Annotated in this window: 11 protein-coding genes; 6 read left to right on the plus strand and 5 right to left on the minus strand. The window is 58.7% G+C overall.

Going from position 1 to position 13,755, the window contains the following annotated elements; all coding sequences use genetic code 11:
* Positions 1–161: 161 nt before the first annotated feature.
* Genes J8Z22_RS19645 through J8Z22_RS19660 form a run of 4 tightly spaced genes read left to right on the plus strand, consistent with a single transcriptional unit; the run spans position 162 to position 2,593 of the window.
* Complete coding sequence (locus J8Z22_RS19645) at positions 162–731, plus strand: cytochrome b (RefSeq protein ID WP_028111558.1); 570 nt, start codon at positions 162–164, stop codon at positions 729–731.
* Entirely contained in the window at positions 728–1,294 is a 567-nt protein-coding gene (locus J8Z22_RS19650; RefSeq protein WP_028111557.1) for a YceI family protein, read from the plus strand. The genes J8Z22_RS19645 and J8Z22_RS19650 overlap by 4 nt, the downstream gene beginning before the upstream one ends.
* 55 nt (positions 1,295–1,349) lie before the next feature.
* Positions 1,350–2,354 carry a S1 RNA-binding domain-containing protein gene (locus tag J8Z22_RS19655; RefSeq protein WP_252007725.1) on the plus strand — a complete coding sequence of 335 codons (1,005 nt, stop codon included), beginning with the start codon at positions 1,350–1,352 and terminating at the stop codon, positions 2,352–2,354.
* Positions 2,354–2,593: a DUF2960 family protein gene (locus J8Z22_RS19660; RefSeq protein WP_028111555.1), complete on the plus strand. Its 240-nt coding sequence runs from the start codon at positions 2,354–2,356 to the stop codon at positions 2,591–2,593. The genes J8Z22_RS19655 and J8Z22_RS19660 overlap by 1 nt, the downstream gene beginning before the upstream one ends.
* 56 nt (positions 2,594–2,649) lie before the next feature.
* On the opposite strand, the gene J8Z22_RS19665 is transcribed toward J8Z22_RS19660, so the two are convergent.
* Complete coding sequence (locus tag J8Z22_RS19665; RefSeq protein WP_252007726.1) at positions 2,650–3,957, minus strand: winged helix-turn-helix domain-containing protein; 1,308 nt, start codon at positions 3,955–3,957, stop codon at positions 2,650–2,652.
* A 212-nt stretch (positions 3,958–4,169) separates the two neighbouring features.
* A complete protein-coding gene (locus J8Z22_RS19670; protein WP_252007729.1) occupies positions 4,170–6,542 on the minus strand; it encodes a hypothetical protein in 2,373 nt (790 codons plus the stop codon).
* 406 nt (positions 6,543–6,948) lie between these two features.
* Here J8Z22_RS19670 and J8Z22_RS19675 point away from each other — a divergent pair, with 406 nt between their 5' ends.
* Both J8Z22_RS19675 and J8Z22_RS19680 read left to right on the plus strand, forming a co-directional pair.
* Positions 6,949–7,257 carry a hypothetical protein gene (locus J8Z22_RS19675; RefSeq protein WP_051252275.1) on the plus strand — a complete coding sequence of 103 codons (309 nt, stop codon included), beginning with the start codon at positions 6,949–6,951 and terminating at the stop codon, positions 7,255–7,257.
* Between the two features lie 272 nt (positions 7,258–7,529).
* On the plus strand, positions 7,530–7,886 hold the full coding sequence (locus J8Z22_RS19680) for a hypothetical protein (RefSeq protein ID WP_028111551.1): 357 nt from the start codon (positions 7,530–7,532) through the stop codon (positions 7,884–7,886).
* A 54-nt stretch (positions 7,887–7,940) separates the two neighbouring features.
* Here J8Z22_RS19680 and J8Z22_RS19685 read toward each other — a convergent pair whose 3' ends face one another.
* From J8Z22_RS19685 to J8Z22_RS19695, 3 genes are all read right to left on the minus strand, one after another.
* A complete protein-coding gene (locus J8Z22_RS19685; RefSeq protein ID WP_051252273.1) occupies positions 7,941–10,220 on the minus strand; it encodes a YgiQ family radical SAM protein in 2,280 nt (759 codons plus the stop codon).
* A 109-nt stretch (positions 10,221–10,329) separates the two neighbouring features.
* On the minus strand, positions 10,330–11,124 hold the full coding sequence (locus J8Z22_RS19690) for an SDR family oxidoreductase (RefSeq protein ID WP_252007732.1): 795 nt from the start codon (positions 11,122–11,124) through the stop codon (positions 10,330–10,332).
* A gap of 41 nt (positions 11,125–11,165) precedes the next feature.
* Entirely contained in the window at positions 11,166–13,733 is a 2,568-nt protein-coding gene (locus J8Z22_RS19695; protein WP_051252271.1) for a bifunctional diguanylate cyclase/phosphodiesterase, read from the minus strand.
* Positions 13,734–13,755 lie beyond the last annotated feature (22 nt).

Below are 13,755 nucleotides of genomic sequence, written 5' to 3' on the forward strand. Positions count from 1 at the left end.
TGACTCACCCATTTTGCATACAATATTCAACACCCTACTCCGACCGTCACCACGACGCAAGACAAAACCAACAAAATCGAACGTTTTGGCCGCATTTTTGCAATTTTCATTCTCTTTGATGCAATTAAAATGACAGCCAACACTCAAATTACGGAGACAGTGTGATGTTACGCAATACACAAGACCGCTACGGCTGGATCACCATCGCCCTGCACTGGCTGTCGGCTCTGGCGGTGTTCGGCCTGTTTGGCCTGGGGCTATACATGGTGGAACTGACCTATTACCACCCCTGGTACCGGGAAGCGCCGCTGATCCATAAGAGCCTGGGCATGCTGTTACTGCTGGCGACCCTGTTCCGACTGTGGTGGCGCTTCAGCAATCCATCGCCCAACGCCCCCGCCGGTCAGGGCCGGGCCACCCAGGTTGCCGCCAAACTGGGTCACGGCGCCATCTACCTGCTGCTGCTGACGCTGATGGTATCCGGCTATCTGATCTCCACCGCCGATGGCCGAGCCATCGACATCTTCAATTGGTTCAGCATTCCGGCGCTGATCCATGGCCTGCCACAGCAGGAAGAGCTCGCCGGCACCGTGCACGCCTACGCCGCCTGGAGCCTGATCGTCCTGGCCGCCGGACACGGACTGGCGGCCGTAAAACACCAATTCCTCGACCGGGACAACACCCTGGGTCGAATGATTTCACCGCAAACTAAAGAGAGAGCAACACTATGAAACTGATCAACGCCGCCCTACTGGGCGCCACTCTGACCCTAAGCAACCTGGCCCTGGCCGACGACTATGCCATCGACACCAAGGGCGCTCATGCCTCGGTCAACTTTAAAATCAATCACCTGGGCTACAGTTGGGTCATCGGTCGCTTCGACACCTTCAACGGCAGCTTCAGCTACGACGGCACCCAACCCAGTGCCTTTCGGGTCAGCATCGACACCAAGAGCGTGAACTCCAACCACGCCGAACGGGACAAGCACATTCGAGGAGAAGATTTCCTGGAGGTCAGCACCTATCCGAAAGCGACCTTCAACAGCACCTCTTACAAGGCTAAGGACGATATGTCCGGCACCCTGTATGGCGACTTCACTCTGCGCGGTGTCACCAAGCCCATCGCCATCGACGTCACCAAGATTGGCGAAGGCAAGGATCCCTGGGGCGGTGAACGCGTCGGTTTCGCCGGCAGCACCACCCTGACCATGAAGGAGTTTGGCATTCCCATGGATCTGGGCCCTCAATCTGCCGAGGTGCAGATCGATCTCCATGTCGAGGGCATCAAGCTGTAACCAGCCAGCCCCGCCAACTTCATCATCCTGTCCAGGCCGGTGCCATCCGGCCTGGGTGGCGACCTCAACCGCGCACATCCCCCACCAGTTTGATATAATCAGTGCCATTCTGGCGCAGATCTTCCTCCCCGCGACGCCACCACTGGCTGAACGCGGCCCGTCGCTGGCAGGTCATACCGACGCTGCGCGCCTTTGGCATTATTCGGACAGTTACATCACCATGGTTAAAATTGGTCAGTACAATCGGCTCAAAGTCGTTCGCCTCAGCGATTACGGCGTCTTTCTTGACGGCGATAGCTTTGGCAACATCCTGCTTCCCAACAAGTTCGTGCCCGAAGGCGCGGCTGTCGGCACCGAGATCGAGGTGTTCATCTATTTCGATTCCAACGATCAGCTGATCGCCACCACTCAGAAGGCCAAAGCCTGCCTGGGCGAGTTTGCCCTGTTGCAGGTGGTGGACATCAACAACGCCGGCGCCTTTATGGACTGGGGGCTGGATAAAGACCTGCTGGTGCCTTATAACCAGCAAAAAGTGCCAATGGAAAAGGGCCGCCACTACGTGGTGTACGTCTATCAGGATCGCCACACCGAACGTCTGGCCGCCTCCAGCAAACTGGATCGCTTTGTGTCTGAGCGCCCCGGCCGCTTCCGCAAGATGCAGGAGGTCGACCTGATGCTGACCAACAACACCGATCTGGGCTTTAAGGCCATCGTCAACGACAGCTACTGGGGCATCCTGTACCACAATGAGTTGTTTAAAGACGCCCGGGTGGGTCAACGGATGAAAGGCTACGTTAAGTGGGTACGCGAGGACGGCGGCATCGATCTGACTCTGAATCCACCGGTCAACGAAGCGCTGGACCAACTGAGCCAGCAGGTGCTGGATCACCTGCAGCGCAACAACGGCTTCAGCCCACTGGGGGATAAGGCGGATCCTGAGGCGATCAAGCGGCTGTATAAAGTCAGCAAGAAGATGTACAAACGCACCATCGGCGGCCTGTTTAAATCCGGTAGAATCAGCATTGATAGCGATGGTATCCGCCTGAAGGAGAAGCAGTAATGGCCCTGACCATCAACTACACCTTCAAGGGAGTGAACAAGAGCATCGGCTACGCCAATGACCAGTACCACGACGCCTTTGAAGCCGTGGCCGCCGCCGAGGGAATCGACACCAGTGATTACCTCAACATGGAGCAGGCGGTGAAGATGTCCACCCGCGACAAAAAGACCGTCCGCAACTTCCGCGACACCTACATTCGTCAGAAAGGGTTCACCGACATCAAGGTGATTCGGGACTAAGGCTTGCGCCAACCAAAAAAAAGGGCCAGAGGGCCCTTTTTTCATGCTGCGGTCGATTACAGCGTTAGCTTGGCGCGGTGGGCCCAGACCACGGTCTCACCCCACAACGGCAGGCTCCAAACGCCGCTCTGATCGTCTTCATACAGCTGGTGCAGGGTCATCTGCTTCTTCGACAGCACCGCCCGCTGAATCTCACGGTAGATCACCGCCCCCTCTTCAGATAACTGCTCGGGTCGACGGAAGTTCTGGTTGTCGACGTCGATCAGAAACCGCTTCACCGCTTTGCCGTCAACGGTGCGTTGCTGTACCCGGAACGGACCAGAGAACTCGTAACGCATGCTGATCTCTTTGTTGACCGCATCGGTAAAACAGGCCGCCACCAGCAGTTGGCCGTGATTATCAGACTGATACAACACCGAAAAGCGCAGATCCCCACGGACCACGTTATCGCTGTCGCCGTAGTAATAAACATCGGCCCGGTAGACGTCTTCCAACATGCCCTCTGTCGGGCCATCGAATCGATCCAGCAGAATCTTGTTGTAGGTCACCTGCTCCATGCGCAACTTGGTTTCCTGCAGCCACTTCAGATCCAGCGGCGGCTGCTGATCATGGCGACGCACCAGGTTTAGCGGTTGCCGATCCCGGCACTGGCCGTCGTAATCGGCGCACAGGGCGATGGAGTCAAAATCGGCGCTCTGTTTCAGGTAGCTCTGCTGTGGACGCACCTCCGGCAGCATCTCATCGGCCCGCCGCCAGTTGGCGATAAACTGCTGCGGCGACACCTGCTCCACCGCAGTTTCATCTTCAAACACCACCCGATGCACCTGGTTAGGGTGGGAACCAACCCGCATCCGATCCGGTTCGATCTCCGCCACACCGGGCTGATTCATCAGCAATACCCAGTCGGTGATCTGGGTCAATGTGCCACTCAAGTGCAAAAAGGCCACCAGAATCAGCACCGCAGGCAGGGTCAGCCATCGCCAGCGTGGACGGGCTCGCCCCGGCTGGGCCTCATTCAACTGCGGTCGCCGAGGCTCCGAAGACGGAGCCACCTCAGCAGGTGCCGCCTGTGTGCAGCACAAGCTATAGCCATAGCGGGGAATGGTTTTTAGTTCAACCTCCGGGTGCCCGGCCAACTTGCGCCTCAGAGTACTGACACACTGCGTCAGTGACGACTGGGCCACCACCCGTCCGGGCCAGCCGGCATCGGTCAGGGTCTGTTTGTCGACCACACCGCCGTGCTCCTGCAGCAACAGCGTCAGGATAGCCAACTCGGCAAAGGACAAGGGATGCGTCTGATTCAGCTTATGATCAATAAGCTCGCGACGCTCTTCGTCGATAGTCAGATGCTTGGATAACTTCAATTCAATCCTCTCTAACCCCGTGTTCACCACCGGGATACCGTACGGTAACCGCCGCACAGCCCAATCATACGGGCTCTGTTTCAGATTTAGCATGATGCAGTTCTGAATTTCGAAACTCTTTCGGCGGAGCAAAAAAGGCCCGGGTGATGAAGCCCGGGCCAGTATCGCAGTACAGGGAAAACTGGGCGACCGGCAACGGCCGCCCAAAGGCCTTAGTTCAGGCCATGGACCGTCTTCAGGTTACCCAGGTCGTGACACACGGCGCAGGACTCTTCGCCGGTGTACTCACCCTCGGTGACACCGAATTGGGCTCCGTTTTGCTTCATGTGGGCCACCACGTCTTTGCGTACCTGACGGCGATCTTCACCGGCTTCAGGGGCACGCTTACCGTGACAACTCAGGCACACGGCTGCAGTCGGAGACACGTAGGCATCGGCTTTGGCATCGACGGCGTAACGCTTGTTGCCGCTGGTGTCTTTGCCATCGGCCGGATCCAGGCCGTCGTAGGTGTCCATGTAGTCCAGATCCAGTGCCAGAGGCTTACGGCCGACCAGGTACTTGGTATCGAAGCTGTCACCCTCGTGACACTTAACGCAGTTGGCCAGATCGGCGGAGTACTCGACGTTACGAACCCAGCCTTCACCGCCCTGGTTGGCGCGGTTGTTGGCGTGCATGGCGTGAATCCAGACCTTATGATCCGGGTGGCTCATGGTCAGCTGCTCAACGTAGTCCGCATCGCCTTGCTTGGTGTGGGAATCACGGATCACCTGAGTCGGCGGGTTGTTGGCGTTGTGGCAGGCCAGACACTCTTCGCCGGCGTTAGACGCCGTGGTCCAGTCACGCTCGCCCCGAGGCATCAGGTTTTTCAGCATTACCTGTTCGTCCAGGCTGCCATCACCGTCTTTGTCCAGCGAACCGGAGGCACAAGTGGTGCCGAAGAACTCGGAATCGGTCTTGGTTACCGGGTGGCAGCTGCGGCAGTTCAGGGTCATCTGTACCATGCCGTCGCTTTCGCGAGTGGTGGTACCGTGGCAAGAACCACACTTCTCATTGGTCACCACCTGGCGGCGAGGACGCTCGTTAAGCATGCCCTGATCGTCAAAGAAGTGCAGCCAGTTGTAGCCCGCCGCACCTTGACCCCAGACACTGGCCGTTTCAGAACAAGACTGGATGGTGGTGCCGGTCTCATCCATGCAGAACCAGATCCGCGGCGTCACCATGCCGTAGCTGGCGCTCAAGTCACCATCGAAGGCATCGGTCAGCTCGAACGGACCAATCTCAAAGGTGGTTTCACCGTTTTCGTAGTTGAGTACGATAGGCTTATCCACGTAACCCGGGTACAGCTCCTTATTGGTAAACACCCGCAGAATCTTACCGCGCTCCATGGCCATATCATGGCCACCCCAGTTGATGTAAAACTCGGAGTAGTAGAAGAAATCGGCCTTATCCAGCTGCAGGTTCATGCTCTGGCCGTCTTTGTCACGAATGTCGACGGTCAGTTGCACATAGCCAGTATTGGCGGTATCCAGGCCGGCATCGATGTTTTCCTGTGCCTGTGGCGCCGCCACCATCTTGGCATCCGTCACCGTCAGGTGGACGTTCTCACGACGAGAGGTCTGGCCCTTGTAGGTGGACAGGTGATTCATCTCGATCATCGACTCGGAGTGGCACACGGCACAGGCACTGTTGTCCTCTCGCGGCCCGCCGACGTGATTGGCGCCGGTTTCAAAATCCACATCGGCGTGACAGGTCGAGCAAGATTCTGCGGTTGGGACCTGTTTCCAGTTGGCAAAGTCGGTCGCACCATCGGTGGCCATGTGGCAGTTATCACACCCGCCCACTGGCGCGGCGATCACCCCAACGTGAACCTTGTGGGCCAGGTTGGTAAACAACGCATCGTCGCCCACTTTGTTATCGGCGTGGCAGGCAACGCAGGTTTCCACCTCGGTGTACTTGCCACCGTGCATGGCGATGTCATCGTGACAACCGGCGCAGTTCTCTACCGTGGCGACATTCTTGGTGTAGGCCACGGCATTGCCATCGAGACGGAAGTCATGAACGTCATTGATGTACGGCACATCGGACACGCCCACCTGTTCACCGCCAACCCGAACCACCAGGCGCAGCGTCTTGTCATCGGCCAGAGTAAACGCCTCTTCAGTGGTCACATCTTTGTCAAACAGATAGCTGTAGCTGCCATCTTTGTTGTCTTCCAAAGTGCCGCACTTGGAGTACTTGCTGGCGGGGCATCCCTCGGAAGACAGCAGTTTCCAGGCATCGGCATCGCCGTTTTTGCCCTGCTCCAGTCCACTGAGGATAAAGCCAAATTTATCCAGACCAACCACCGGCAGATCTTCTTCATTACGAACGGTAAAGGTCAGCTTAGACTCGTCGGCCACCAGGATCTGATCCACGGTCACTGCCAGGCTCTTGGCACTGTCAGCAATGATCAGTCCGGGTTTGCCGTCTTCACCGGGAGTACCGGGGGCACCGTCACTGCCGTCGTCACCACTACAGCCCGTCAAGGCCAGGGTGAGCATGGTCGCTAGGGTTGCGACCTTAAATTTTGGAGAGTTCATCATCATATCCCTTTCAATCATCATCATTGATTGGACCCTTTATTGGGTAGGGACACGATACTGGCCGGGCTAACCACAGACCGTGACAACCTCGGTTGCAAACACGGCGAAAAAACGAACCGTGATCCATGCAGCAAAAGTGACCAAGACGGTAACCAACTGGATGCGAAAATGCACACCTCTTGAAGCCAAATTGTTACCCAAACGTTAACCGGGTGCGTTTTTGGGTGATTTGGGGCACGTTTTGGGATCCCAAAACTGCGATTACCGGCTATTACTTAGCAACTGAGCTGATTTATCCCCAAAGCGATACTGACAATGCAAAGATTGCTAAAGTCACAGCATTTCAAACCGATAACCTGTACAGTAGCTGAAGTTGCCCAAATTTGGTCAGAGTAAAGGAGTGTCGTTCGTGCAGGTTGGTTCTCAAGCATCGCTTCAGGCGTATCAGTCCCTGACGCCGAAAACGGCACGGCCACAACCCCAGGCCGCGGAATCCACAGCCACGCAGGTTAACGCCTCCCCGGCCGCCGCGACCACCCCAGCCCCGGCGGCAGCCGACAAAGGCAGCAATGTGGACGAGGTGACCAGCTTCACCTACGGTGCACTGGGCATGGATCACCCGGACGTCATCGAAGAGATTGACGATCCCACCTACACCGCCGGTCAATACGCCAAGGCGGCGTTGTCCATTGGTGGCCTGCTGCTGGCCCTGGCCTGATGCTGTGGCCGCGGAATCCGCGGCTGCTCCCCAAGCTGACAGAATCATGGCAACGAGCGCCATTGCCGCTCAGGCTCTGAAACATCCTCCCGCCAGCTCCCCGACACCATCGCCTCATCAGGGCGGAGACTCCCGCAACCGGCAAAGGTCGGGATCGGCCTTCCGAGTAATCCCGCCGCACCTCGAATAAACCCCTCCCAGACAGGCTAGGCCATTGGCGAGCTGGACGGCGGGCACCTATGCTTAGGCTACATTGCCAATGGAAACTGCCTATGCGCACACTACTGCTCGCCATCACCCTGCTGCTCAGCAGCATGGCCGCGGCCTACGACAGCACCTCGCCACAGGTGAAACTGCTGTACGGCATTCACGGCCCTGACGGCAATCTGCTGCACGCACAGCAGATTCAGGTAACCCTGGTCAAACCCTACTACCTGAAACTGGATCGCGGCAGCGCCGGTCATCTGGAGTTGGTGATCAGCGTCGATGAACTGGCGACCCGACTCAGCCTCAGTGCCCCGGAACTGGGGGAGTGTGAATTTACCCTGGAACGGGAATACGATGCCGGTACCTGCCACACCCACAACGGCAGCAGCGTCACCCTGATGATCGACCGCTACAACCGCTAACCGATCTGCCGAGACAACAACGGTCGCCCCTCGGCGACCGTTGTCCGTTTGAGTCTAGCGACCCTGACGCGAGGGTTTCGGGCGGCCGCCCCCGCGGTTGGCGGGCTTACTGCCGGTGCGGTTGCCCTGAGGACGCCCCGTTGGCTTGCTCTGGCCGGGACGCCCCTCCCCTGCGCTCTTGGCTCCCTGACCGCCGCCTTTGGCGGCCCGTCGCGGCTTATCAAATTGCTTGAGGCCGGTGTGCCTGGACAACGCCGGCTTGCCTTTTCCCTGCTGACCGCGCTGGCCGTCACGGCCCTCTGCCGGCACCAGACAATTAGGCCCATTGCCAATCAACTTCGCCAGCCCATTGGCCCGCAGCCCTTCCCGAATCAGCGGCCAGTTGGCAGGATCGTGATAGCGCAGAATCGCCTTGTGCAGGCGACGTTGGCGACCGCCTTTGGCCACCGGTACCTTGTCACCCTTGTAGCTGACCTTGCGCATGGAGTCGTGCTCGGTATGCCAGATGGCGGTGGCGTTCGCCAGCGGTGACGGGTAGAAGTTCTGCACCTGATCCAACTTGAAGTTGTTGGCCTTCAGCCACAGCGCCAGGTTGACCATATCCTTATCGGTGGTCCCAGGGTGGGCGGAGATAAAGTAGGGGATCAGGTACTGTTTCTTACCCGCCTCGGCGGAGTACTGTTCAAACAACTGCTTGAAGCGGTAGTAGCTGCCCATGCCCGGTTTAAGCATCTTCGACAACGGCCCCTCTTCGGTATGCTCCGGCGCAATCTTCAGGTAGCCACCCACATGATGGGTCACCAGCTCCTTGACGTAACGGGGATCCTCCACCGCCAGGTCATACCGCACCCCGGAGGCGATCAGGATCTTTTTAATCCCTTTTACCTTGCGGGCCTTACGATACAACTCGATGGTGGGTGTGTGGTCGGTGTCCATGTGGCCGCAAATGTCCGGGTAGATGCAGGACAAACGGCGACAGGTGGACTCCGCCTTGGGGCTTTTGCACCTCAGGCCATACATGTTGGCGGTGGGACCACCGAGATCGGAGATCACCCCGGTAAAACCGGGCACCTTCTGCTTGATCTCCTCAATCTCATTGACAATAGACTCGTGAGAGCGGCTCTGAATGATTCGGCCCTCATGCTCGGTAATGGAGCAGAACGAACAGCCGCCATAACAGCCGCGCATGATGTTGATGGAGGTCTTGATCATGTCGTACGCCGGAATCTTGCGACCGGCGTACTTAGGGTGAGGCACCCGCTGATAGGGCAAGCCAAACACCCAGTCCATCTCATCGGTCTCCAGCGGAATGGCCGGCGGATTGAGCCAGATAAAACGATCGCCATGGCGCTGCATCAATGCCCGGGCACAACCGGGGTTGGTTTCCTGATGAAACACCCGCGAACTGTGGGCGTACAGCACCTTGTCGGCCCGCACCTGGTCGAATGCCGGCAACAGGATGTACTGCTTGTCCCAGGGCTTGGGCTTGGCCGGTTGCACCACCACCGCCTGGGCCTGCTGCTGCGACGGCGCCACCGCAGCACTGCCGCTGCCGAGCTCACAGCCCATGTCATCGGCGCCATAGGGGTTGGGAATGGGGTCAATCTTTCCCGGGGTGTCCAGAGTGGTGGAGTCCAGCCCGGTCCAGCCTGGCAGCGGCTCCTTGGTCAGGAAGCCGGTACCACGAATGTTGCGCATCTGCTGAATCGACTCCCCCGCCGCCAGCCGATGGGCCACTTCGATGATGGGGCGCTCGGCGTTGCCGTAGATCAGCAGATCGGCTTTAGCATCAAACAGGATGGCGCGGCGCACCTTATCCTGCCAGTAGTCGTAATGGGCAATGCGGCGCAGGCTGGCCTCGATGCTGCCGATGGTCACCGGCACCTCTTTATAGGCCTCTTTGCAACGCTGGGTGTAGACCACCACCGCCCGATCCGGGCGCTTACCATGGACGTTGTCCGGGGTATAGGCGTCGTCATGACGCAGGCGGCGATCGGCGGTGTAGTGATTGATCATCGAGTCCATGTTGCCGGCCCCGACGGCAAAGAACAGATTCGGCTTACCCAGCTTCATGAAGTCGTCTTTGCTGTGCCAATCCGGCTGATCGATGATGCCGACCCGAAACCCCTGGGCTTCCAGCATCCGGCCGACAATTCCCATGCCGAAGGAGGGGTGATCCACATAGGCATCGCCGGTGATCACGATGATGTCGCAGCTGTCCCAACCCAGGGCCTCCATCTCCTCACGGGAGGTCGGCATAAAGGGCGCCGGCCCGTAAGACTCTGCCCAGTATTTGGGGTAGTCGAACAGTTTGGTTTTGGGTTTTGGGATCATGCTGCCACCTTAATGCGTACCGGGCGCGGATTGTAGCAGAGGATGAGGAAACTGGCGACGGTTAACTTTTAACCATGTTGAGTGTGAGGATACCGAGCTGCCGCAACACTCAATGCCGCTGTCGAATCGCCCGGTCGGCAATGCGGTCGATCAGCCCCGGGGCCAGCAGCCGTAGCCAGCGCCCCAGCTTGCCCCGCAGCGAGGTGATCAGCAGGCGATCGCGGTTGCCAATGGCGGTCAGGCACAACTGGGCGCACTGCTCGGCGGTCATGATTTTCGACTCCTGCATCGGCGACTGCCCCAGAGGCTGGCCGTCGGCGCCGATGGCCCGCTTGTGAATCTGTGACACCACAAAGTCGGGACAGATCACGGTCACGTCCACCCCTTGATCCTTCAGCTCAATGCGCAGTGAATCGAAAAAACCCACCATGGCGTGCTTGGACGCGGCGTAGCCACTGCGACAAGGAACCCCGGTCAGGCCGGCCAGGGAGGCCACCGCCACCACGCTGCCTCGGCTTTGTTTCAGGGCTGGCAAGGCGGCGTGTGTCAGATAGACCGCCCCCAGGTAATTCACCCGCATCAGCCGTTCAAACACCTCCAGGTCGTCGCTGTCATCGAAGCGACTCCACATGGTGATACCGGCGTTATTGACCAGGATGTCGAGGCGGCCAAAGTGCACCAGGGTCTGCGCCACCAGTTGCTGGCACTGCTGCGGCTGCGCCACGTCACAGGGACACACCTCGGCCTCGCCGGGCAGTTGCTCGGCCAGCGCCTGCAGCCGCTGCTGGTTACGGGCCGCCAGCATCAACCTGGCCCCGGCGGCAGACAACTGCATCGCCAGCGCCCGGCCGATCCCTTCGGAGGCACCGGTGACAATCACCACCTTGTCTTTTACCGCGTGCATCACACTCTCCTTGTGGTTAACGCCCCGGCTTCCTGCCGGACTCAGGCCTGAATCGCCTCCTCTGGGGGAGGCAGATCCGGTTGGTAAGTTTCCAGGTCTTTTGGACGACCGATGCCATAGCCCTGAGCGTAGTTAACGCCGATGGCATTGAGCTGATCCAGGGTATCCTGGTCCTCGACGAACTCGGCCACGGTCTCGATGCCGATGACCCGGCACACATCATGAATCGATTTGACGATGGCGTAGTCCTTGGCGTTGGTGGCCAGGTTACGCACGAAACAGCCGTCGATCTTAACGTAATCCACCGGCAGCTGGCGCAGGTAGCCGTAGGAGGCAAAGCCGGAACCGAAGTCATCCAAAGCAAACGCGAAGCCACGGCGACGCAGGGCATGCAGAATGTCCAGCGCCCGACTCTCGTTGGAGATGGCCGCGGTTTCGGTCACCTCAAAACAGATGCAATGGGTCGGAATATTGAGGCTTTTCACCAGCTCGTCGATGTAATCCACCAGACCATCGCTGGAGAGGCTGGTGCCGGACAGGTTCACCGACATCACCTGGGTATCCCACAGTTCGGGGTGACGGGCCAGCCACTCAAAGGCTTTGCGCACCACCGCCCGATCCACGGTCGGCATCAGGTTAAAGCGCTCGGCCGCGGCGATGAACTGCGCCGGCGCCAGAATGCTGCCGTTCTCCTCCCGAATCCGCAGCAGAATCTCCATCCGCCGCTTGTGGGTCTTATGGGAGATCGCCTCGATGGGCTGGAAGAACAGCACCAGGTTGTCGTTGAGAATCGCCTCGTTGATCTTCATTGCCCAGGCTGGGGCATTACGCTGATGTGCCAGATCCTGATCCAGGGAATCGAAGAAGTGAATCTGGCTGTCACCCTTGCTCTTCGCCGCCTGGCAGGCCAGCTCGGCGTCCTTGAACACCTCCCGGGGGCTGCTGTCTTCGCCACGGTGGAACGCCACACCGATGTGCAGGCCGACGGTGTAGCTGCCAGAATCCCAGTACAGGGTAATGCCGCGCACCTTGTCCATCAGGATCTTCAGCTGACGGGCCGCTTCCAGTGCCGTGGTATTGGTCAGGATCAGGGCGAACTCATCGCCGCCGATGCGAGCCAGGAAGTCGCTCTTGCGCAGGCAACGCTGCATGGCATCGGACACGTCCTTGAGCATGCGATCGCCGGCTTCGTGGCCACAGCTGTCGTTGATCAGTTTAAAGCGGGCCAGATCCATGTAGCAGATCGCGTGCTGACCGTCGTCACTTTCAAGCTGTGCCAGGTGCTGATCGAAGCTCTGGCGGTTAAACAGGCCGGTGACCACGTCATACTGGGCCTTGCGCTTCAGCTCCCGTTTCAGCAGCTCCGAGCGAGTGATGTCTTTGAGGGTCACCACCGCCCCGAGGCAACTGCCGCTGCGGTCATCGACGCGAGTGATGCTGAAATCCACCATCTTGGCCAACTGCGCCTTGGCCAGCTGCACCCGCCCCTCTTCGTGAACCTGGCTGCCATTGAGCAGGGCCACCAGCATGGCGTCGAGCTGAGCCCCGGAGTTCCCGGGCATGATGTCCGCCAACTGCTTGTGCCGGACCTGGTCCGTCTTCAGGCCCAGCAGCAGCTCCGCCACCGGGCTGAGTTGAGTCACCCGCCCATGACGGTCCACCATGATGGCGGCATCGGACACCGCATTGAGGGCGGTGTGATAAAACAGGTGGCTGTTGGCAATCTCCATGGTCAAGCTGTTGATCAGCCGGCTCAGCCCCTTGGTGGCACCGGAGCCTTTCATCACCACCGGCCGGTGCCAATCCTTATTGGCCTGATGCTGCTTGAGCAGGGTCGACAACTCCTGGGCCGGTGCGATCAGCTGCCGCCACAGGTGGAACACCATCACCGCCAACATCAGCACAATGGCGAGGACAAACATCGTCATCAACGACAGCAACAGCTGGTTCTTCTGCATCGCCTGCCAGTGATGGAAGGTCGCCGACAACCGTAACGGCTCTCCGGAAAACGTGGCGATGGGAATGCTGATGGTGCGTCCCAACTGCGACTCCGGCATAACACTGATGCTGCCAATCAGCTCACTGGCATTGCCGAGCGCCTTGAGCTTGGCCGGGGTCAATTCCTGTACCAGGGCCATACCGCGCCACAATTTATTTTGTACTGGAATCACACTGACGCTATAAAATTGATGGGCAACCGGCATCACCCCACTGCGTTCAAACTGGAAACTGCCGACGGTGAATATCGACTGAAAGCGTTCCAGTGTGCTCTGCTCAATGCCATTGGGTCGGCTATTCTCAGGTAACAGCAACCTGAGTTCACCGTGATGGTTCATCACCAGCAGCACTCGTCCCAGCTGACGTTGCTGTGACAGCAGTTGGTTTTGCAAGGGTTGCTGAGCCAGGGCCACGTCGTTGATGTTCTGAATCTGATCCCGCAGATCCGATTCCAACTCGTTGACGACATTGGCGAGGGTGCGACTGTGCAGATCCGTCGTCATCGACGACAATCCGCTTTCCAGTTGCCAGTAGAGCGAGCTGCCGATAAAGATGAGGATCGGCAAGGCGATGGCACCGAGTTGTAGTATGAAGCGCTTGGTAATGCTCATTGACGCAGTGGTGCATTGCCCG

It is taken from the genome of Ferrimonas sp. SCSIO 43195, assembly GCF_023716685.1.
Taxonomy (GTDB): domain Bacteria; phylum Pseudomonadota; class Gammaproteobacteria; order Enterobacterales; family Shewanellaceae; genus Ferrimonas; species Ferrimonas kyonanensis.